The organism is Amycolatopsis sp. NPDC004747 (genome assembly GCF_053601335.1).
Genome location: NZ_JBSGBQ010000037.1, coordinates 15,241 through 35,699, shown reverse-complemented (window position 1 = coordinate 35,699; position 20,459 = coordinate 15,241). Strand labels below are relative to the sequence as shown.

Genomic DNA, 20,459 nt, shown 5'->3' with positions numbered 1-20,459 from the left:
CCGTTATGGCACTCACGCTGGCCGGGTTGGCCGCCGAGCGCCCGCTCGGGCTGCGGGTGCTGACCGGCGAAGACGTCCTGGACCGCCCGATCGGCTGGGTCCACCCGACGGAGCTGACCGACCCGCAGGCCTTCCTCGAGGGCGGCGAGCTGCTGCTCACCACCGGCCTCGCGCTGGACGAACGGACGTCGCCGGCCTACGTGCGCCGCCTGGTCGAGGCCGGCGTGGCGGGCCTCGGGTTCGGCGTCGGCCTCAGCCACGACGACGTCCCGCGCTCGCTGGTGGAGACGGCGGCGGCGGTGGGCCTGCCGGTGCTGGAGGTGCCGAGGAAGACGCCGTTCATCGCGATCACCCGTGCGGTTTCGCGGGCGGTGGCGGCCGACGAGTACGCGGCGACGGTCCGCATCGGCCGCGCGCAACAGGAACTGACCCGCGCGGCGGTCGGCAGCGGCGGCCCGGCCGGGGTGCTGCGCAAGCTGGCCAAGCTGGTCGACGGCTGGGCGCTGCTGTTCGAGCGCACCACCGTCACCGAGGCGGCTCCGGCGAGCGCACGCGCGTACGGCCCTGCGCTGCGGGACGAACTGGAGCGGCTTCGCGCCGGCACCCGGGTGGTGGCGCTCGACGGCCGCGAGGTCGTGCTGCAGACCTTGGACACCGGTGCGCGGCGGGTGCTCGCGGTGGGTGCTTCGCTCGACTCGGCGGGGCAGCACATCGTCAACACCGCGGTCTCGGTGCTTTCCCTGGCGCTGGAACAGGATCGCGCCCAGGCGGCGGCGCGGGAAGCGCTGCGGACCGGGCTGGTGGAGCTGCTCGTGGGCGGCCAGGCCGAACTGGCCCTGCGCGTGCTGGCCGCGGCGGGCGGGGAGCCGCCGGAGTCGCCGTGGTCGGTGCTGGTGTTCCTCGGCCCGCCCGCGGCCCGGCGCAAGCTGCTCGGAGCGCTGGAGGGAGAGCTCTTCGCGGCGAAATCCGGCGCGTCGGTGGTCGTCTTCGGGCCGGCGAGCGTGGTCGAGCCGGCCGCCGAAGCGGCGTTGCGGATCGGCGGCCTGCACGGCGGGGTGGCCGGGCCGGTCGCCCCGCGCGATTTCGCGGCCGGGCTCGAACAGGCGGAGCTGGCGGCCCAGGCGGCGGAGGCCGAGGGCAAGATCCTGGTCTCGGCGGCCGAGCACACCGGCCGCGGCCTGCTGTCGCTGATCGACCCGGTGGTGGCGCAGGCGTTTGCCAACGGCGTGCTCGCCCCGCTGCGCCACCACGACGAAACCGGCCGCGGCGACCTGGTCGGGTCGCTGCGCTGCTGGCTCGAGCACCACGGCCACTGGGACGTGGCGGCCGCGCGGCTCGGGGTGCACCGGCACACGCTGCGGAACCGGATCACCAAGGCGCAGGAACTGCTGGGCCGTGACCTGGACTCGCCGGGCGTCCGCGCCGAGCTGTGGGTGGCGCTGCAGACCTGAGCAACGCGCGGGTTGCCTCGCGCGTCTCCTGCTCATGGGTGGCAAACGAGTGGCCGCGGTGACGCTCGTGGTCCTGCTGCCGGCCGCGGGCGGGGCGGCGTTCCTGCCGTGGACGGCCAACCACTTCGGGTACGCGCTGCCGGGCGAGCGCGGGCTCCCGTACCGCATCCACCACGCGGGCCGCGACTACCACAGCGAAGCGACCTGCGCCGGGGCCGGCTGGTGCGACACCCCGGCGCCGCACTGCGCGCCACCGGAACCCTCCTTGACCCGGGTCGACGAGGTGCCCACCCTCTTCGGGACAGCGCATCCCGTGTTCGTCACCCGGCCGGCGCCCACGCCGCTGACCGTCCTGGTCCAAGCCACCCCGGGCTGCTTCGTGGGCTACGCGCTGATGGGCGGGCCCTGAGCGCCGGTCACCAGCACGATCGGCGAATCCCCGCAGCGCCGCAGGGCCGGCCCGGGCGCCGCCCCCGCCGACCACCACGCCGGGACGTCGGCCTCGCGGACCAGCGACCCGGTCGCCTGCCGGACGCTGTTCGACACGATCACCCGCCCCTGCGCGTTCAGCAACGCCGCCGCGCGCCCCAGCGCGCGCAACCGCGGCCGCACCGCCTTCTCGAACTCGCGCACGTACACGTCCGCCCCCACCACGCCCGCGAAGGCACCACCCAAGACCACCGGGATCGTGAAGGTCAGCGTGTACTCGTCGGTGCACAGGTAATCCACGTACGGGCCGTTGATGTGCCGGCGCCCGGTGTCGCGCGGGACCGTGAACCACGACTGGCGGGTGTAGTCCAGGAAGTTCTCGCTCGCCGGGTCGAGGCTGATTAACAGCTGGGCCGGGGGTTCGCCGGCCGTCCACCACTCGAAGCCGAACTCCGAGTCGGTCAGCACGTTCGGGGCGCTGACGAAGCCCGCGCCGATGATCAGCCCGCCGAGCGCCTCGGTGACCTGCGGGCGGATCCGGTGCAGGCCCGCCGCGGACGGCGCGTCCGCCAGGACCGACTCGGCGGCCGCCAGCAGGGGCTTGAGCCGCTCGAAAACCCCTTCCACCAAAGCGGAAACCTGCTCGACGACCTCGTCGCCGGCCAGCGTGCGGGTGTCGTTCACGGTGCTCACCTCGATGCGCGGAGTAGCGGAAGTCTAGGGCGTGAGCAGGTCGAGGTGCACGTCCGCGAGCCGGTCGAGGGCGCCGAGGACGTGTTCCTCGGTGAGCTTGCGGGCCAGTTCGCCGTCCGCCGAGGCGATCGCCGCGGTGATCGCCGCGTGCTCCTCGCACGAGGGGGCCGACGGCCCGAGCGGCAGCCACAGCAGCCCGCCCAGCTCGCTCTGCAGGTGGACCTCTTCGTGGGTGAGCCGCGGTGACTGCGCGGCCGCCGCGACCTCCAGGTGGAACTGCCGCTCCGCTCGGGTGAAGTCGATACCGTGTGCCGTGCGGAGGTCGTCGGCCGCCAGCCGCAGCCGGGCGACGTCTTCGGGGGAGCTGCGCTCGGCGGCGAGCTTGGCGGCCGCCCCGGCGATCGCGAGGTAGTGGTCGCCGACGTCCCGCAGGTCCGACAGCGACACCTCGCGCAACCGCGAACGCCACTCGTCCGGGGGAGGGTTGGCCGGCGCGCGGACGAAGCTGCCGCCGCTGCGCCCCCGCCGCGTTTCGACCAGCCCCTGCTGCCGCAGGGCCACCAGCGCTTCCCGGACCGTCACGGTCGAGACGCCGAACTGCGCGGCCAGGTCGGCCTCGCTGGGCAGCTGTTCGGAGTCGGCGAGCAGGCCGAGCGTGATGGCGTCGACCAGCCGCGCCGCCACCGCCTCGGCCCGGCCGACCTGGCCGAGCGGGGCGAACATGGCGGATCGCGCGCTGTGCGACATGCCCTTGCGCATCGCGTGCCTCCAGCCGGACTACTCGTTCGCACCAATCTTGCCCCATCCTCTTGTCCTATTACATATGGAGTCATATGTTTTAGCTCCCGTCAGCACCGAGGAGTGATCGTGCAGGAGCTGAAGCACTACGTCGGCGGCGCGTACACCGAGTCCAAGTCGGGCCGGACGGCGGAGATCGTCGACCCCGTCACCGGCCGCCCCTACTGCACCGCCCCGATCGCCGGGCCCGAAGACGTCGACAACGCGCTGCAGGTCGCCGCGACCGCGTTCGAGACCTGGCGCGAGACCACCCCCGCCCAGCGCCAGCTCGCGCTGCTCAAGCTCGCCGACGCACTGGAAGCCCGCGCCGAAGAGCTCGTCCGGGTCGAGTCCGCGAACACCGGCAAGCCGATCGCGCTCACGATGTCCGAAGAGATCCCGATGGTCCTCGACCAGGTCCGGTTCTTCGCCGGGGCCGCGCGCGTGCTCGAAGGCCGGTCCGCGGGCGAGTACCTGGAAGGCCACACCTCCTTCGTCCGGCGGGAGCCCGTCGGCGTCTGCGCGCAGGTCACGCCGTGGAACTACCCGCTGCTGATGGCCATCTGGAAGATCGCCCCCGCGCTCGCCGCCGGCAACACGGTGGTGCTCAAGCCCTCCGACACGACCCCGGCGTCGACGCTGCTGCTCGCCGAGATCGCCGGCGAGTTCTTCCCGCCCGGGGTGTTCAACGTGATCTGCGGCGACCGCGACACCGGCCGCGCGCTGGTCGAGCACGACATCCCGGCGATGGTGTCGATCACCGGCTCGGTCCGGGCGGGCGTCGAAGTGGCGCGGTCCGCCGCGAACGACGTCAAGCGCGTGCATTTGGAACTCGGCGGCAAGGCGCCGGTCATCGTCTTCGGCGACGCCGACCTCGAAGCGGCCGCCGAGGCCATCGCCGTCGCCGGGTACTTCAACGGCGGCCAGGACTGCACCGCCGCCACCCGCGTGCTGGTCGCCGACGACGTCCACGACACCTTCGTCGCCGCGCTCACCCGGCAGGCGGAGCGGACCAAAACCGGCAAGCCGGACGACGAAGACGTCCTGTACGGCCCGCTCAACAACGCCGCCCAGCTCGAAAAGGTGGCCGGGTTCGTCGACCGGCTGCCCGCGCACGCGACAGTCCACTGTGGAGGGCATCGGGCCGGCGAGGAGGGCTACTTCTACGAGGCCACCGTCGTCTCCGGGCTCCGGCAGGACGACGAGGCGATCCAGGACGAGATCTTCGGCCCGGTCATCACCGTCCAGCGGTTCTCCGGCGAAGCCGAGGCGCTGAAGCTCGCGAACGGCGTCCAGTACGCCCTCGCCTCCTCGGTGTGGACCCGCGATCACCAGCGCGCCATGCGCCTCGCCGCGAAGCTCGACTTCGGCTGCGTCTGGATCAACACGCACATCCCCCTGGTCGCCGAGATGCCGCACGGCGGGTTCAAGAAGTCCGGCTACGGCAAGGATCTCTCCCTCTACGGCTTCGAGGACTACACGCGCGTCAAGCACGTGATGAGCGCACTGTGAGGCTGGCCGTGCCCAACCAAGCGCCCAACCAAGCACCGTCCGAGACGCGGGAAGAGCCCGCCACGCCGGAAAGCACGCGCCCGGCGATCCGGCTTTCCGGGTTGCGCAAGCACTTCGGTGACGTCCACGCGGTCGACGGCGTCGACCTCGACATCCCGCCCGGCGAGTTCTTCTCGATGCTCGGCCCGTCCGGCTCCGGCAAGACGACGGTGCTGCGCATGATCGCCGGGTTCGAGCTGCCCACCGAGGGCACGATCGAGCTCGACGGCCACGACGTCAGCCGGCTGGCGCCGTTCGAGCGGGACGTCAACACGGTCTTCCAGGACTACGCGCTGTTCCCGCACATGAGCGTGCAGCAGAACGTCGAGTACGGCCTGCGCGTCAAGCGCGTCCCGAAGCGGCAACGCCGGGAGCGCGCGCTCGAAGCGCTGAAGACCGTGCGGCTGGAGGACTATGGCTCCCGCAAGCCCGCGCAGCTGTCCGGCGGCCAGCGCCAGCGCGTCGCACTGGCCCGCGCGCTGGTCAACCGGCCCAAGGTGCTGCTGCTCGACGAACCACTGGGCGCGCTCGACCTCAAGCTGCGGCAGGCGATGCAGCTGGAGCTCAAGCAGATCCAGCGGGACGTCGGCATCACGTTCGTCTTCGTCACCCACGACCAGGACGAAGCGCTCACCATGAGCGACCGCATCGCGGTGTTCAACGACGGGAAGATCGAGCAGGTCGGCCCGCCCGAAGAGGTCTACGAACGGCCCGCGAGCGCGTTCGTCGCCGGGTTCGTCGGGACGTCGAACCTGCTCGGCGGCCGCGGCGCCGAGAGCGTCATCGGGCGGCCGGGGCTGTTCAGCATCCGGCCGGAGAAGATCCGCATCGACGGCGACCTGTCCGAGCCCGCCGCGGCCGGGGTCACCAGCGCCACCGGCACGGTCACCGACGTCGTCTACGCCGGGGCGACCGTGCGCTACTCGGTCGCCCTCGACGCCGGCGGCCGGCTTTCGGTCGTCCGGCAGAACACCGACGACGTGGCCTTCGCCGACGGGCGCGTCCGGCTCACCTGGCGGAACGAACACAGCTTCCAGGTCCAGTAGTTCCTCGAAGGGGTTGCCATGAAGAACAGGAAGACGCGGCTGGCCGGGATCCTCGGCGCGAGCCTGCTGTTGGCTGCATGTGGCACGTCCGGCTCGAACTCCGCCGCGCCGCCCGGCGCGCAGGGCTTCACGCCGCCGAAGCTCGAAGCGCTCAAGGCGCTCGGGCAGCCGGAAGGCCAGCTGAACGTGCTGGCCTGGCCGGGGTACGCGGAGAACGGCTCCAACGACCCGAAGGTCGACTGGGTCACGCCGTTCGAGCAGCAGACCGGCTGCAAGGTCAACGTCAAGCCGTTCGGGACGTCCGACGAAGCCGTGACGCTGATGAAGACCGGGCAGTACGACGTCGTGTCGGCCTCCGGTGACGCGTCCCTGCGGCTGGTCGCTTCGGGCGACGCCGAGCCGGTGAACACCGCGCTCGTCCCGAACTACGCCGACGTCCAGCCGTTCCTGAAGAACAAGTCCTGGAACAGCGTGGGCGGCACGGCCTACGGCATCCCGCACGGCTGGGGCGCGAACCTGCTGACCTGGCGAACCGACAAGGTGACGCCCGCGCCGACCTCGTGGTCGGTCATGTTCGACGCCAACTCGCCCTACAAGGGCAAGGTGATCGCCTACGACTCGCCGATCTACCTCGCCGACGCCGCGCTGTACCTGCAGGCGCACCAGCCGGACCTGGGCATCAAGAACCCGTACGCCCTCGACGACAAGCAGTTCACCGCCGCGGTGAACCTGCTCAAGCAGCAGCGGCCGCTGGTGTCCGAGTACTGGTCGGACTACCTCAAGGAGTCGCAGGCGCTGAAGAACGGCGACGCCGTCGTCGGGACCGCCTGGCAGGTCACGGTCAACCTGACCAAGGGCGAGGGCGCGCCCCTCGAAGCCGCCGTGCCCAGCGAAGGCGCGACCGGGTGGTCCGACACCTGGATGGTGGCGGCGAAGTCGGCGCACAAGACGTGCGCGTACAAGTGGCTCGACTACATCATCAGCCCGAAGGTCAACGCCCAGGTCGCCGAGTACTTCGGCGAGGCGCCGGCGAACACGAAGGCGTGCGCGGAGCTGACGGACAAGACGCTCTGCGACACCTACCACGCCAACGACCCGGCGTACGCGGCGAAGATCGCCTACTGGACAACGCCGATCCCACAGTGCCTCGACGGCCGCACGGACGTCAAGTGCAAGGACTACGGCGAGTGGACGAAGGCCTGGACCGAGATCAAGGGCTGACATGACCGCCTTCTTCTACCGGAAGCCCAAGCTGCGCTTGGGCTTCCTGCTCTCGCCGCCGCTGCTCTGGCTCGGCCTGGCCTACCTGGGTGCGCTCGCCGCGCTGTTCGTCACGGCGTTCTGGCACACCGACGCCTTCACCGGCCAGGTCGTCATCGAGTGGTCGCTGGACAACTTCACGACGTTGTTCACCGACGCGGTCTACCGCACGATCACCTTCCGCACGGTCGGGATCGCCGCACTGGTGACGGTGATCGACGCCGTCATCGCGTTCCCGATGGCCTACGCGATGGCCAAGCTCGCTTCGCCGCGGGCGCAGCGGATCCTGGTGATCGCGGTGATGACCCCGCTGTGGGCGAGCTACCTGGTGAAGGCGTATGCGTGGCGCTCGATGCTGTCCGGCAACGGCGCGCTGAGCTCGATTTCGCCCGGTTACGGTGTCACGGCCACGATCATGACGCTGTCCTACCTCTGGCTGCCGTACATGATCTTGCCGATCTACGCGGGCCTCGACCGGCTGCCGGATTCCCTGGTGGACGCCTCGGGCGACCTCGGGGCCCGCTCGGCGAGGACGTTCCGCTCGGTGATCCTGCCGCTGACGTTCCCGGCGATCGTGGCGGGCTCGATCTTCACGTTTTCGCTGTCCCTGGGCGACTACATCGCGGTGAAGATCGTCGGCGGCACGTCGCAGATGCTCGGCAACGTCGTCTACGACAACATCGGCGCGGCCAACAACCTCCCGTTCGCGGCGACGGTGGCGACCGTGCCGGTGGTGATCATGCTCGGGTACCTGGCCGCGGTGCGCCGCACCGGCGCGCTCGACAACCTCTAGGAGCGCGCATGCGCAAGCTGCTGTGGACGGCGCTGGGGCTCGGCCTGGCGGTGATCTACTTCCCGCTGGTGGTGGTGCTGCTTCAGTCGTTCAACGCGGACACGACGTTCGGCTGGCCGCCGTCGCGCTTCACGCTGGAGTGGTGGAGCCGCGCGGCGTCCAACGAAGGCGCGCTGCACGCGCTGTGGACGAGCGTCCAGGCGGGCCTGGCGGCGACGGCGATCGCGCTGGTGCTCGGCACGATGGCCGCGTTCGCGCTGCAGCGCTACCGGTTCTTCGGCCGCAACCCGGTGTCGCTGCTGATCATCCTGCCGATCGCGCTGCCGGGGATCGTCACGGGCATCGCGCTGAACAACGCGTTCCGCACGATCCTCGGCATCGACCTCGGCCTGCTGACGGCGATCATCGCGCACGCGACCTTCTGCATCGTGGTGGTGTTCAACAACGTCGTCGCGCGGCTGCGCCGGATGGGCGGCAACCTGGAGGAGGCGTCGATGGACCTCGGCGCGACGGGCTTCACGACGTTCCGGCTGGTGACGTTCCCGATGCTGCGCTCGGCGCTGCTGGCGGGCGGCCTGCTGGCGTTCGCGCTGTCGTTCGACGAGATCATCGTGACGACGTTCACCCTGGGCACGGGCATGGAGACGCTGCCGATCTGGATCTACGACAACCTGTTCCGGCCCAACCAGGCCCCGATCGTGAACGTGGTGGCGGCGGTGCTGATCGTCGTGTCGACGGTTCCGGTGTACCTGGCCCAGCGCCTTTCCGGTGACACCGCTTCCGGTGGCCGTCTCTGAGGGAGTTTCGTTCCTTGCCATTCGGCCGGCCGGCCTTCAGGCTTTTCCCGTGGTTGCCGTGCATCGCATGATCGTTGCCGTGGACGTGGTCGCTTACGGCGATCCGCGGCGCGCCGATTCCGATCGGGTGGCGATCCGGACCGAGCTGTACCGCCTGCTGGAGCTGGCTTTCACCCGGTCCGGCATCCCCTGGGCGAGTTCCGACCACGAGGACTGCGGCGACGGCGTGCTTGTGCTGGTGGCCGCGACAGTGCCGAAGAGCGTCTTCGCGGATTCCTTCGTCCGGAACCTGTTTTCACTTCTGGAGAAGCACAATGCGACGGCCGGTGCACCCGAGCGGATCCGGCTGCGGGTCGCCCTGCACGCGGGAGAGGTCCGCTACGACGCCCACGGCGTGGCCGGAACCTCGGTCAACCTCGCCTTCCGGCTGCTCGACGCCCCGGCGCTCAAGCAGGCGGTGGCTTCTTCGGCGGCCGCCCTCGCGGTGATCGCCTCGAAGTGGTTCTTCGACGAGGTGGTCTGGCACAGCCCGGCCGCGGAGCGGCACCTGTACCGGCAGGTCGGCGTCACCGTCAAGGAGACGAGCACCGTGGCGTGGATCCGGCTCGGCGGAGCGGCCGGGCCGGTGCCTCCCGCGCTGGCGCCGGCCGGCCCGCCGGTACCGCACCAGCTGCCGATGAACATCCCGCAGTTCGTCGGCCGCCACCGCGAACTGGCCCTGCTGGCGGCGCTGCGCGACGGATCGGCCGGTGGCGGGACGGTCGTCATCACGGCCATCGACGGGAGCGCGGGGATCGGCAAGACGACCTTGGCCCTGCACTGGGCACACCGGGTCAAGGACCGGTTCCCCGACGGGCAGCTGTACGTCGACCTGCACGGGTTCGGTCCCCGGGAGCCGCGGGACGTGAGCCAGGTCCTGCACGGATTCCTGCTGGCGCTCGGGCTGGACGCCAACGCGATCCCGCTCGAGCAGGAGGCGAGGTCCGCGCTGTACCGCGGCCTCGTCGCCGAGCGGCAGCTGGTGATCGTCCTCGACAACGCCCGGTCGGCCGATCACGTGCGGCCGCTGCTCCCGGCCGGAACCGCGAGCCTGGTGCTGGTGACCAGCCGGCGCCGCCTGGACGGGCTGGTGGTGCGGGAAGGGGCGTACAGCATCGCCCTGGACGTGCTGTCCCCGGAAGAGGCCCGGAGCCTGCTCGCCGAACGCGTCGGCCGCGAATGCCTCGACGCCGAACCCGAGGCGGCCGCGGAGCTGGCCGAGCTGTGCCAGCGGCTGCCACTGGCGCTGAGCATCGTCGCCGCACGGGCCGCGAGGCGGGCCGGGCGGCCCCTGAGCGGACTGGCCGGCGAACTCCGCGGCGAACGCCGCCGGCTCGACGTGCTCGACCTCGGGGAGCCGGACCTCAGCCTGCGGTCGGTGTTCTCCTGGTCGTACGACATCCTTTCCGACGAGGCTGCCCGGCTGTTCCGGCTGCTCGCCGTGCACCCGGGCCCGGACATCGATCGCCACGCCTGCGCCGCGGTGGTCCGGCCGCCGTCCGACGTCGGCGAGGTGCTGACCGAACTCACCGGCGCCCACCTCGTCTCCGAACACGTGCCGGGCCGGTACCGGTTCCACGACCTGCTCAGGGCGTACGCGACCGAGCTGGGCCGAGATGACCCGCGGGCGGCCGAACGCCGCGATGCCGCCGGGCGGTTCGTCGAGTACTACCTGCGCGCCGCCGTGCTGGCCGACTCGGTGATCCAGCCGTGCCTGGACGCGGAGATGCGGTCGCCGTGGTCCCTGCTCGCCTCCGACCTGCCGGTCATCACCACTTATGAGGAGGCGACCCGGTGGTTCGGCGACGAGTGCGCCACGCTCTTGGCCGTGGTCGCGTTCGCGGCCGAGCACGGCTTCGCCGACCGGACCTGGCGGCTGGCCCTGGCCTGCACGACGTTCCTCCGGCGGAGCGGCCGGTGGCACGAGCGGGTCGCCGTCCACCGGCTCGCCCTCGCCGCGGCCCGGCGCGCCGGCGACGTCGAGGGGCAGGCGACCGCCCTGCGCCACCTGGGACCGGCGTTGGCCAGGCTCGGGCACGCGGAGGAGGCGCTCGGCCACCTCCGGGAAGCGGCCGCCTTGTTCGGGGAACTGGGGCAGCTCGGCGGGTCCATGGCCACGCACCTGGCGTTCGCCCGCGTCCTCGAGCCGCTGAGCCGCCACCTCGAAGCCTTCCGGCACTCGCACCGCGCCTGGCGGCTGGTCCGGGACGGGGACAACCTGCTCGGCCAGGCCGACACCCTGAACGCCATGGGCCGGCAGCTGTCCCTGCTGGGGCACAACCACGTGGCGCTGCCGCTGTGCGAACGCGCACTCGGTTACTACACGACCGTCAAGCACCCGGAGGGCCGGGCGGACGTGCTGGTCAACATCGGGGAGATCGAACGGCGGCTGGGCCGTCCGGCCCGGGCTCTGCGGTGTTTCCGCGACTCCCTCGAGATCGACCTGCGGCTCGGCGACCGGTACTGGGCGGCGCACGCCCTGGAACAGCTCGGGGACACCCAGCACGCCGTGGGGGACTTCGCCTCGGCCGGCCAGGCCTGGCGCGACAGCCAGGCGATCCTGCGGGAGCTCAAGCACGAAGACGCGGGCCGGGTGGCGGACAAGCTGGCCACGCTGCCGGACTGACCCACCGGCTCTAGTGCACCGACCGGATGGTGCCGCCGTCCACGCGGATCGTCGCGCCGCTCACGTACGCCGCCGCCGGGCTGACCAGGTAGCCGACCGCGGCGGCGATCTCCTCGGGCCGGCCCAGGCGCCCGACGTCGTTGGGCACGAGGTCGCGGGCCGCGGCGCGCTCGATCTCCTCCCACGCCGTGCCCCACCCGTGCGCCGGGGCGATTTCGGTGAGCAGCTCGCGCACCGAATCGACCAGGATCGCGCCGGGGGAGACCACGTTCGACGTCACGCCGGTGCCGGCCAGGTCCCGGGCCAGCGACACCGCCAGGTTGTGCCGCGCGGCCAGCGTCGCCGTGTAGTGCGGCTGCATGGCGAGGGGCTGGATCGCCAGGCCGCCGCCGATCTGGACCACCCGGCCCCAGCCGCGCTCGCGCATGCCCGGGACGCACCGGTGGATCATCCGGACCGCCGAGACGACGTTGGCCTCGTACATCGCGGCCCAGTCCTTCGACGTCGCGTCGGTCCACCCGAGGTGGTCGTACGCGCCGGCGTTGTTGACCAGGACGTCGACGTTCCCGGCCGCCTCGGCGACCGCGTCCGCACCCGCGTCGGTCGACAAATCGCCCAGGGCGACGCCGGCCGCGCCGATGGCCGCCGCCACCTTCTCCGTGCGGGCCGCGTCCCGGCCGTGGACGACCACGGCCGCGCCTTCGGCGGCCAGCAGCTGGGCGATCGCCTCGCCGAGGCCCGCGCTCGAACCGGTGACCAGTGCCCGCTTACCTGCGATTCCGAGATCCATGAAGCACCTTCCGTGGAGGTATACACCTGTAGACTTAGCTGAAGTCTACACTCGTATACATGAGACCTCGCAACGCCGCCGCCACCCGGGAAGCGATCTTGGTGTCGGCGGTCGAAGCGTTCACCCGGGCCGGCTACGACGGCGTCGGGGTGCGCGAGATCGCCGAGTCCGCCGGTGTCACGGCGATGCTTGTCAACCGCTACTTCGGCTCGAAGGAAGGCCTCTTCGCCGAGGTCGTCGAGGTGGCGATGGTCGAGCGGACGGTGCTCACCGGCGACCCGGAGACCCTGGCCGCGGACCTCGCGGCCTCGCTCGTCCGCCGGACCGCGCCGGACGCCGGGCGGCTCGACCCGTTCCTGCTGATGCTGCGATCGGCGCCCAACCCGCGGGCCGCCGAAATCCTGCGGGCGGGCATCGAGCGGCACGTCGAGCGGCACCTGACCGACCTGCTCCCGGGCCGGGAGCAGGCGGGCCCGGCGCTGGCCCTGTCCGTGATCGCCGGCTTCTGGGTGATGCGCACGCTCCTCGGGAGCACCGCGCTGAACCGGGCGGACGAAGAGGTGGTGCGGCGCAAGCTCGAGCAGGTGTTCGCGGTGCTACTCGCGGAATGAGTCCGTCGCCGCGCGCAACGCCGCCAGCACGCCCGGATCCGTCACCGCGTGCCCGGCGCCCTCGATCAGCTTCAGCGCGGAGCCCGGCCACGCCCGGTGCAGCTCGTAGGCCGTCACCGGCGGGCACACCGTGTCGTAGCGGCCCTGGACGAGCACGCCCGGGATGCCCGCGAGCTTGCCCGCGTCGCGGATCAGCTGCCCGTCGTCGAGCCAGGCGCCGCGGGTGAAGTAGTGCACGGCGAGCCGGGCGAACGTCCATGCGAACGCCGGGTCGGCGTACTGGCGGACGAACGACTCCTGCGGCACCACCGAGACCGTCGCGCCTTCCCAGGTGCTCCAGGCGACCGCCGCGCGGTGGCGGACCTCCTCGGCCGGGTCGTCGAGCAGCACGGCGTACCCGGCCAGCGGGTCCTCCCGCAGGGCCGCCGGGAGCGGCGCGAGGAACGCTTCCCACTCGCGCGGGAACAGGTGGGCCGCGCCACCGCGGTAGATCCAGTCCAGCTCGCTCTGCCGCACGGTGAACACGCCCCGCAGGATGATCTCGCTGACGCGCGACGGGTGCGTCTCGGCGTAGGCGAGGGCGAGCGTGGCGCCCCAGGAGCCGCCGAAGAGCTGCCAGCGCTCGATGCCGAGCCGTTCGCGCAGCAGTTCCATGTCGGTGACCAGGTGCCACAGCGTGTTCGCGGTGAGGTCGCCCGCGTCCGGCGTCGACCGCCCCGAGCCGCGCTGGTCGAACAGGACGATCCGGTAGGCCGCCGGGTCGAAGTGCCGCCGGGCCATCGGGGCGATCCCGCTGCCGGGGCCGCCGTGCAGCACCACGACCGGCTTCCCGGCCGGGTTGCCCGCCTCCTGGCAGCGGATCCGGTGCCCGTCACCGGTTTCCAGGAACCCTTCGGCACGCGGGGCGATCGGCGGGTACAGCTCGTCCATGCGAGCCACTGTGCCGTACGAGCCTTGGCCGTCGTCCCGGCGCCCCGCCGCCGAGTGCCGGGACGACGGCCAAGAAAGGTGGGGACCCGCCCCCGCCGCCGGGCTGAGCGGGTCCCCGGTCCGGGGTGTCAGCCGCCGTGGGGAGTCATCAGGGGTGCACGGCCGTCGGAGTGGTCACGACAGCGGGCGATCCGCACACGCATTCCCGTCCTCCTCGTCGAGGTTCGATCCTTCGTCGTGGCGGCGACGGGCTAAACGCTAAGCCACGAGTCGAACACCAGTCAAGAACATGACTGATGTTCATGCATGTGAACGCCAGCTGTGAGGACGCTGAGCGGACGCGTCCCCCTTGCCGGGAGCTAACGAAAGGGCCGGTACTTTCCGGTGTCGGTATTCGGCAAAAAGGGGTATGGAATGTCCGCGGTGACCTATGTCGAGGCGATTGTCGTCGGGGCATTGCAAGGGGTGTCGGAATTGTTTCCGGTGTCCAGTCTCGGCCACAGCATCCTGTTGCCCGCCTGGCTGGGCGGCTCGTGGCAGCGGGACCTGAGCATCGGGAAGGACTCGCCGTACCTCGCGGTGCTCGTCGCCATGCACGTCGCCACCGCGCTCGCGCTGGTCCTGTTCTTCCGCAAGGACTGGGTGCGGATCATCGGCGGGCTGTGGACGTCGGTCCGCCGGCGCGAGGTCCGCACGCCCGACCAGCGGCTGGCCTGGCTCCTCGTGCTCGCCACGATCCCGGTCGGGCTGGCCGGCCTGCTCCTGGAAGGCCTGCTGCGCGACTTCCTCGGCAAGCCGGTGCCCTCGGCGATCTTCCTCGCCCTCAACGGCGGTGTCCTCTACGCCGCGGAGAAGTTCTCCCGGCGCAAGCCCGCCGAGGAAGCGGACACAGTGGACTTTTCGACCGAGGACACGCTGGTCATGCGGGCGGTCTCGGTCGAGGAGGCGACCGACGTCCGGCTGGCGAAACTGCGCGTCGGGGAGGCGGTGCTGATCGGCGCCGCGCAGATCCTCGCGCTGCTGCCGGGCATCAGCCGGTCGGGCATCACGATGGTGGCCGGCCTGCGCCGCGGGCTGGGCCACGAGGACGCGGCGCGGTTCGCCTTCCTGCTCGCCACCCCGGTGATCCTCGCCGCGGGCGTGCTCAAGATGCCGACGCTGTTCGCTCCCGAAAACCACGCTTCGCTCGGCCCAGCGCTCGTCGGCAGCGTCGTGGCCGGGGTCGCTTCGTACATTTCTGTCCGATTCCTCACCGGATACTTCGAAACGCGCACTCTGACCCCGTTCGCCATTTACTGCGTGGTCGCCGGAATCGGCAGCCTGCTCTTCTTCGCGGTCTGACGTGCGGCTGACGTTCGACGCCCCGGCGGTCCTCGGCGTGCTCGCCGCGGGCACGCTCTACGTCCGCGCGGCCCGCCGCCGCGACTGGCCGCCGGGCCGCACGACGGCCTTCCTCGCCGGGCTCGCGACGATCCTGGTCGTCACCTGCTCACCCCTCGCCGGCTACGACACGACGTTCTTCTGGGTCCGCGCGGTCCAGACGGTGACGTTGCTGATGATCACCCCGCTGCTCCTCGCGCTGGGCGCGCCCGTCCGGCTGCTCCTGGACACCGTCGACGCCCGGTGGCTGCGGAGACACGGTCGCGGCCCGCTCGCCCGCGCGCTGACGTTCCCGCCGGTGGTCACCCTCGTCCTGGTCGCGCCGGTGCTGGTGCTGTACCTGACCCCGCTCTACGACCTCACGCTGCGCTCGCCGCTGGTCGACGGCCTGGTCCGGCTGGTCCTCGTGCTGGCCGGCTTCACCTACTTCTGGACGCGCCTGGGCCTCGACCCGACGCCGCGCGAGGACCCGCACCTGGTGTCGGTGTGGATCGCCTTCGCCGAGGTGGTCTTCGACGGCGCGCTCGGCCTGGTGCTGTGGCTCGGCCCGCTGCTCGCCCCGGCCCACTACGCGGCCGCGCACCCGGGCTGGGGCCCCGACCCGCGCACCGACCAGATCATCGGCGCGGGCGTGCTGTGGATCGGCGGCGACGTCGCCGGCCTGCCGTTCGTCGTCGCGTTGTTCGTGCGGTGGGCCCGCGAGGACGAACGGCAGGCGAAGCGGATCGACGTCCAGCTGGACGCCGAGCCGGCCACCGGCCTGTGGTGGGAGAACGACCCGGCGCTCGCGGAACGGTTCAAGCGCCGGTGACGGGCTCAGTCGTGGAACGCGTGCTCCGGCGCCGGGAACTCCCCGCGGCGGACGTCCTCGGCGAACGCCGTCGCGGCGTCCTGCAGCACCGTGGCGACGTCGGCGTAGCGCTTGACGAACCGTGCGGCCTTGCCGCGCCGCAGCCCGGCCATGTCCTGCCAGACGAGCACCTGCGCGTCGCAGTCCGGGCCGGCGCCGATGCCGACCGTCGGGATCTTCAGCTCCGCCGTGACGCGCTTGGCGGCCTCGGCGGGCACCATCTCCATCACCACCGCGAACGCCCCGGCCTCCTGCAGCGCCAGCGCGTCGGCGAGCAGCGCGTCCGCCGCTTCGCCGCGCCCCTGCACCCGGTAGCCGCCGAGGTTGTGTTCACTCTGCGGGGTGAAGCCGATGTGGCCCATCACCGGCACGCCCGCCGACGTCAGCGCCTCGACGTGCGCGGCGAACCGCCGCCCGCCTTCGAGCTTCACGGCGTGCGCGCGGCCTTCCTTCATGAACCGGATCGAGGTCTCCAGCGCCTGCTGCGGCGAGAGCTGGTAGGACCCGAACGGCAGGTCGGCGACGACCAGGGCCCGCTTGACCGACCGGGTGACCGACCGGACCAGCGGCAGCAGCTCGTCGACCGTGACCGGCACCGTGGTGTCGTAGCCGAACACGTTGTTGGCCGCGGAGTCGCCGACGAGCAGCACGGGGATCCCGGCCTCGTCGAACAGGGCGGCGGTGTACATGTCGTAGGCGGTGAGCATGGGCCACGGTTCGCCGCGTTCCTTGAGCTCACGCAGGTGGTGGACGCGGACCTTCCGGCCCGGGGCCCTGGCCGCGGGAGCGGCGGCTCCGGTGCCGTACGGGGCGGGTTCTTCGGTGCTGGCAGACATCGTCGTCGACCGTCCTTCCCTCGAGGCCTCGACGAGGTCCCCGGGTCGTGGAGCAGAGGCGTCTCAAAGGGTGACACGCCCCGGGACCGGCCCCAACCGCGTGCGACAAGCTTCACACACCCGGGGACGACCTCCCGTCAGCCTTCAGGTTGATGTCCGGGGACAACCATTGCGGGTTCACTTACGTCAAGAAGAGGGCATGACCCCCGACCGGCCGTGAAAGGCGACGAAACCACCCATGGGAAACCTCGCGAGCTCGCGCCGCCGCCTCCCCGCTTGGAAGGCGAAGGCGGGCGGCATCGTCGCGACCGTGGTCCAGCTGGCCGCGGTGTTCTCGGTGATCCTGCTCTTCACCGGCGGGGCGCACGGCCGCCTGCTCAACGGCATCGACATGGCCTTCTCCGGCCTGAGCGTGCCGACCAGCGAAAGCCTGGTCATGGTGCTGCTGCTGGTGGTGCTCGGCGGCGCACTGCGCCGCCGCAAGAAGGCGGCCCTGTACACGCTGGTGCTGTTCCAGGTCGGCGGGCTGCTGCTCACCCTGGGCCTGCAGGCGACGCTGCTGTGGTCACCCGAACTGCTGACGCTCGGCCCGAAGCAGGTCCGGCACATCCCGGCCCAGCTGTGGGTGCTGACCGTCGCCGACCTGGTCTCGATCGGGTTGATCGTGTTCCTGCTCGCGCTGCGCCCGGCCTTCCCGGCCCTGCTCGCGCCGAGCGCCTGGCGTGACGGCCTGAGCATGCTGTTCGGCGGCTTCGCCGCGGTCATCCTGGTCGGCTGGGGCCTGGCCGAGACGTTCCCCGGCCACCTCGGCGACACCTGGGAGCGGTTCGCCTGGGTGGTGAACCACGCCACCGGCGAGAACCTGCAGCTGCGCCGGATCGGCGTCGGCGAGGGGCCCGGCTGGCTGGACCTCTTCCTCGACCTCAGCGCGACCGCCGTCGCCACCGCGGCGCTGTACCTGCTCTTCCGCGGGGTGCGCAGCCGGGCGCTGCGCACCGACGAAGACGAGCTCCGCCTGCGCAAGCTCCTCGCCGAGCACGGCGAGGACGACTCCCTCGGCTACTTCGCCACCCGGCGCGACAAGAGCGTCGTCTTCGCGCCGAACGGCCGCGCGGCGGTGACCTACCGCGTCCTCGGCGGCACCAGCGTCGCCAGCGCCGACCCGGTCGGCGACCCGGAGGCCTGGCCCGACGCGGTCCGCGCGTGGCTCGACGAGACGCGCACCTACGGCTGGACCCCGGGCGTGCTGGGCGCCAGCGAGCGCGGCGCGAAGGCGTACACCGGGGCGGGCCTGCGCGCGCTGGAGATCGGCGACGAAGCCGTGCTCGACGTCCGCGAGTTCAGCCTGGCCGGGCCGGAGCGGCGGTCGGTGCGCCAGGCCGTCAAGCGCATCCAGCGGGCCGGGTACACCTCGCGCGTCCGCCGCCACGGCGAGATCTCCGACGCCGAAATGACCGAGCTGCTCTGGCGGGCGCAGGCCTGGCGCGGCGCCGAGACCGAACGCGGCTTCTCGATGGCGCTGGGCCGGCTCGGCGATCCCAGCGACGGCCGCAGCGTGATGGTCGAGGCCTACGACGCCCACGGCGAGCTGCGCGGGCTGCTGTCCTTCGTCCCGTGGGGCCGCCGCGGGCTTTCGCTGGACCTCATGCGCCGCGACCGCGACGCCGAGAACGGCCTCAACGAGTACATGGTCGCCGAGGTCGTCGCGGCCGCGCAGCACCTCGGCGCGCAGCGGATCTCGCTCAACTTCGCGATGTTCCGCGCGGTGTTCTCCGAGGGCGAGCGGATCGGCGCGGGCCCGGTGCTGCGGGCCTGGCGCGGGATCCTCAGCGTGTTCTCGCGGTTCTTCCAGCTGGAGTCGCTGTACCGGTCCAACGCCAAGTACGGGCCGGACTGGGAGCCGCGGTTCCTCTGCTACTCCTCGGCCCGGCGGCTGCCGCGGGTCGGCATCGTCGCGGGCGCGCTCGAAGGGTTCGTCCCGACCGGACGGTCGCGTTCGCTCCGGCTGGAGACGGTCAGTGACGACTTCGTCGCGCGGGTCAAGGAGATCGAGGAGTCGGCGGCGACGCCGGCGCCGAAGGCCGTCCGGCGGCCCGAGCAGGTCCGCGTCCGCATCGCCAAGCTCGACAAGCTGCGCGAGGCAGGCATCGACCCGTACCCGGTCGGCTTCCGGCGCGACGACCACATCGGCGACGTCGTCCGGAAGTTCGGCGACCTGGCCCCGGACACGAGTACCGGGCACCGGGTCCGGATCGCCGGGCGCGTGCTGAACCTGCGCATCCTCGGCGGGCTGTGCTTCGCCCGCGTCAAAGACTTCAGCGGCGAGATCCAGCTGATGCTGGAGGCCGGCGAGCTGGACCTCGACCGGTGGCGGACCGGCGTCGACCTCGGCGACCACGTGGGCGTCGGCGGCGTGGTCGTGACGTCGAAGCGGGGCGAGCTCTCGGTGCTCGTCGACGAGTGGACGGTCACCGCGAAGTGCCTGCACCCGCTGCCCGACAAGCGGAAGGGCCTCACCGACCCGGAGACGCGGGTCCGGCAGCGCTACCTCGACCTGGCGGTCAACCCGGACTCGACGAACATGCTGCGGCTGCGGTCCACTGTGGTCCGCGCGGTGCGCGACCGGCTGCACCACGCCGACTACCTCGAGGTCGAGACGCCGATGCTGCAGACGGTCCACGGCGGCGCCAACGCCCGCCCGTTCGTCACCCACATCAACGCCTACGACATGCGCATGTACCTGCGGATCGCGCCCGAGCTGTACCTGAAGCGGCTGTGCGTGGCAGGCGTCGAGCGCGTCTTCGAGCTCAACCGCAACTTCCGCAACGAAGGCGTCGACGCGACGCACAACCCCGAGTTCACCATGCTCGAGGCGTACCAGGCGTACGCGGACTACGACACGATGCGCACGCTGACCCGCGAGCTCGTCCAGCACGCGGCCGAAGCGGCGTACGGCGCCCAGGTCGTGCGGCGGCCCGACGCCGCCGGGAAGGTCGTCGAGTACGACATCTCGGGCGACTGGCCGGTGGTCCCGGTGCACGAGGCCGTCTCGGCCGTGTTCGGCGAGCGGATCGACTCGGGGACGCCGGTGGCCGAGCTGCGCCGCCTGTGCGTCGCCGCCGGCGTGCCGGTGGGGGAGGACCCCAGCCACGGCGACCTGGTGCTCAAGGCGTTCGAGCACCTCGTCGAGGGCGCGACCGTGCTGCCGACCTTCTACACCGACTACCCGACCGACGTCTCGCCGCTGACCCGCCAGCACCGCGAGGACCCGCGGCTGGCCGAGCGCTGGGACCTCATCGCGTTCGGCTCGGAGGTCGGCACGGCCTACACCGAGCTGACCGACCCGATCGAGCAGCGGCGGCGGCTCGAGGGGCAGTCGCTGCGCGCGGCCAGCGGCGACGTCGAGGCGATGGAGCTGGACGAGGACTTCCTGCTCGCCCTGGAGCACGGCATGCCGCCGACCGGCGGGCTCGGCCTTGGCGTCGACCGGCTGCTGATGATGCTCACCGGGGCCTCGATCCGCCAGACGGTCCTCTTCCCCTTCGTCCGGCCGCAGGCGTAACGACTCGGTGGACCTGGTCACGGCGACGGGCCTGGACG

17 protein-coding genes are annotated in these 20,459 nt (G+C 71.8%); 12 read left to right on the top strand and 5 right to left on the bottom strand.

Features of this window, described 5'->3' with window-relative positions:
• Positions 1-5: 5 nt before the first annotated feature.
• Complete coding sequence (locus tag ACWEGE_RS39335; RefSeq protein WP_449665571.1) at positions 6-1,451, top strand: PucR family transcriptional regulator; 1,446 nt, start codon at positions 6-8, stop codon at positions 1,449-1,451.
• A gap of 58 nt (positions 1,452-1,509) precedes the next feature.
• A complete protein-coding gene (locus ACWEGE_RS39330) occupies positions 1,510-1,860 on the top strand; it encodes a hypothetical protein (RefSeq protein WP_449665570.1) in 351 nt (116 codons plus the stop codon).
• Here ACWEGE_RS39330 and ACWEGE_RS39325 read toward each other — a convergent pair.
• Together ACWEGE_RS39325 and ACWEGE_RS39320 are read right to left on the bottom strand one after the other, a co-directional pair.
• A complete protein-coding gene (locus tag ACWEGE_RS39325) occupies positions 1,836-2,564 on the bottom strand; it encodes a cache domain-containing protein (protein ID WP_449665569.1) in 729 nt (242 codons plus the stop codon). The genes ACWEGE_RS39330 and ACWEGE_RS39325 overlap by 25 nt on opposite strands.
• Before the next feature lie 33 nt (positions 2,565-2,597).
• Positions 2,598-3,332 carry a FadR/GntR family transcriptional regulator gene (locus ACWEGE_RS39320; protein WP_449665568.1) on the bottom strand — a complete coding sequence of 245 codons (735 nt, stop codon included), beginning with the start codon at positions 3,330-3,332 and terminating at the stop codon, positions 2,598-2,600.
• Between the two features lie 108 nt (positions 3,333-3,440).
• Between ACWEGE_RS39320 and ACWEGE_RS39315 the strand changes: the two genes are divergently transcribed.
• The 6 genes from ACWEGE_RS39315 to ACWEGE_RS39290 all read left to right on the top strand — a co-directional run bounded on the left by ACWEGE_RS39315 (position 3,441) and on the right by ACWEGE_RS39290 (position 11,462).
• Positions 3,441-4,862, top strand: coding sequence for a gamma-aminobutyraldehyde dehydrogenase (locus ACWEGE_RS39315; protein WP_449665567.1), 1,422 nt, complete (start codon positions 3,441-3,443; stop codon positions 4,860-4,862).
• An 8-nt stretch (positions 4,863-4,870) separates the two neighbouring features.
• Positions 4,871-5,947 carry an ABC transporter ATP-binding protein gene (locus ACWEGE_RS39310; RefSeq protein ID WP_449665566.1) on the top strand — a complete coding sequence of 359 codons (1,077 nt, stop codon included), beginning with the start codon at positions 4,871-4,873 and terminating at the stop codon, positions 5,945-5,947.
• An 18-nt stretch (positions 5,948-5,965) separates the two neighbouring features.
• Positions 5,966-7,168 carry an ABC transporter substrate-binding protein gene (locus tag ACWEGE_RS39305; protein WP_449665565.1) on the top strand — a complete coding sequence of 401 codons (1,203 nt, stop codon included), beginning with the start codon at positions 5,966-5,968 and terminating at the stop codon, positions 7,166-7,168.
• Position 7,169: 1 nt separating this feature from the next.
• Positions 7,170-8,000: an ABC transporter permease gene (locus tag ACWEGE_RS39300; RefSeq protein ID WP_449665564.1), complete on the top strand. Its 831-nt coding sequence runs from the start codon at positions 7,170-7,172 to the stop codon at positions 7,998-8,000.
• Between the two features lie 8 nt (positions 8,001-8,008).
• A complete protein-coding gene (locus ACWEGE_RS39295) occupies positions 8,009-8,797 on the top strand; it encodes an ABC transporter permease (RefSeq protein ID WP_449665563.1) in 789 nt (262 codons plus the stop codon).
• Between the two features lie 79 nt (positions 8,798-8,876).
• Positions 8,877-11,462: an ATP-binding protein gene (locus ACWEGE_RS39290; RefSeq protein ID WP_449665562.1), complete on the top strand. Its 2,586-nt coding sequence runs from the start codon at positions 8,877-8,879 to the stop codon at positions 11,460-11,462.
• A gap of 10 nt (positions 11,463-11,472) precedes the next feature.
• Here ACWEGE_RS39290 and ACWEGE_RS39285 read toward each other — a convergent pair whose 3' ends face one another.
• Entirely contained in the window at positions 11,473-12,252 is a 780-nt protein-coding gene (locus ACWEGE_RS39285; RefSeq protein ID WP_449665561.1) for an SDR family NAD(P)-dependent oxidoreductase, read from the bottom strand.
• Positions 12,253-12,311: 59 nt separating this feature from the next.
• Here ACWEGE_RS39285 and ACWEGE_RS39280 point away from each other — a divergent pair, with 59 nt between their 5' ends.
• A complete protein-coding gene (locus tag ACWEGE_RS39280) occupies positions 12,312-12,863 on the top strand; it encodes a TetR/AcrR family transcriptional regulator (RefSeq protein WP_449665560.1) in 552 nt (183 codons plus the stop codon).
• Here the strand turns inward: ACWEGE_RS39280 and pip are convergent.
• Complete coding sequence (gene pip, locus ACWEGE_RS39275) at positions 12,849-13,793, bottom strand: prolyl aminopeptidase (RefSeq protein ID WP_449665559.1); 945 nt, start codon at positions 13,791-13,793, stop codon at positions 12,849-12,851. The genes ACWEGE_RS39280 and pip overlap by 15 nt on opposite strands.
• 414 nt (positions 13,794-14,207) lie before the next feature.
• On the opposite strand from pip, the gene ACWEGE_RS39270 reads away from it, so the two are divergent.
• Together ACWEGE_RS39270 and ACWEGE_RS39265 are read left to right on the top strand one after the other, a co-directional pair.
• Positions 14,208-15,134 carry an undecaprenyl-diphosphate phosphatase gene (locus ACWEGE_RS39270; RefSeq protein ID WP_449665558.1) on the top strand — a complete coding sequence of 309 codons (927 nt, stop codon included), beginning with the start codon at positions 14,208-14,210 and terminating at the stop codon, positions 15,132-15,134.
• 1 nt (position 15,135) lies between these two features.
• Entirely contained in the window at positions 15,136-15,984 is an 849-nt protein-coding gene (locus ACWEGE_RS39265) for a cytochrome c oxidase assembly protein (RefSeq protein WP_449665557.1), read from the top strand.
• 5 nt (positions 15,985-15,989) lie between these two features.
• Here ACWEGE_RS39265 and panB read toward each other — a convergent pair whose 3' ends face one another.
• On the bottom strand, positions 15,990-16,859 hold the full coding sequence (gene panB / locus ACWEGE_RS39260) for a 3-methyl-2-oxobutanoate hydroxymethyltransferase (RefSeq protein ID WP_449665556.1): 870 nt from the start codon (positions 16,857-16,859) through the stop codon (positions 15,990-15,992).
• Positions 16,860-17,097: 238 nt separating this feature from the next.
• Here panB and lysX point away from each other — a divergent pair, with 238 nt between their 5' ends.
• Positions 17,098-20,421: a bifunctional lysylphosphatidylglycerol synthetase/lysine--tRNA ligase LysX gene (lysX, locus tag ACWEGE_RS39255; protein ID WP_449665555.1), complete on the top strand. Its 3,324-nt coding sequence runs from the start codon at positions 17,098-17,100 to the stop codon at positions 20,419-20,421.
• Positions 20,422-20,459: the final 38 nt, after the last annotated feature.

Bases quoted from the DNA above. Each gene is read 5' to 3' on its own strand.
- ACWEGE_RS39335 (WP_449665571.1), top strand. From the start codon at position 6: ATGGCACTCACGCTGGCCGGGTTGGCCGCCGAGCGCCCGCTCGGGCTG.
- ACWEGE_RS39320 (WP_449665568.1), bottom strand. From the start codon at position 3,332: ATGCGCAAGGGCATGTCGCACAGCGCGCGATCCGCCATGTTCGCCCCG.
- ACWEGE_RS39305 (WP_449665565.1), top strand. From the start codon at position 5,966: ATGAAGAACAGGAAGACGCGGCTGGCCGGGATCCTCGGCGCGAGCCTG.
- ACWEGE_RS39300 (WP_449665564.1), top strand. From the start codon at position 7,170: ATGACCGCCTTCTTCTACCGGAAGCCCAAGCTGCGCTTGGGCTTCCTG.
- ACWEGE_RS39295 (WP_449665563.1), top strand. From the start codon at position 8,009: ATGCGCAAGCTGCTGTGGACGGCGCTGGGGCTCGGCCTGGCGGTGATC.
- ACWEGE_RS39285 (WP_449665561.1), bottom strand. From the start codon at position 12,252: ATGGATCTCGGAATCGCAGGTAAGCGGGCACTGGTCACCGGTTCGAGC.
- ACWEGE_RS39280 (WP_449665560.1), top strand. From the start codon at position 12,312: ATGAGACCTCGCAACGCCGCCGCCACCCGGGAAGCGATCTTGGTGTCG.
- pip (WP_449665559.1), bottom strand. From the start codon at position 13,793: ATGGACGAGCTGTACCCGCCGATCGCCCCGCGTGCCGAAGGGTTCCTG.
- ACWEGE_RS39270 (WP_449665558.1), top strand. From the start codon at position 14,208: ATGTCCGCGGTGACCTATGTCGAGGCGATTGTCGTCGGGGCATTGCAA.
- panB (WP_449665556.1), bottom strand. From the start codon at position 16,859: ATGTCTGCCAGCACCGAAGAACCCGCCCCGTACGGCACCGGAGCCGCC.
- lysX (WP_449665555.1), top strand. From the start codon at position 17,098: ATGGGAAACCTCGCGAGCTCGCGCCGCCGCCTCCCCGCTTGGAAGGCG.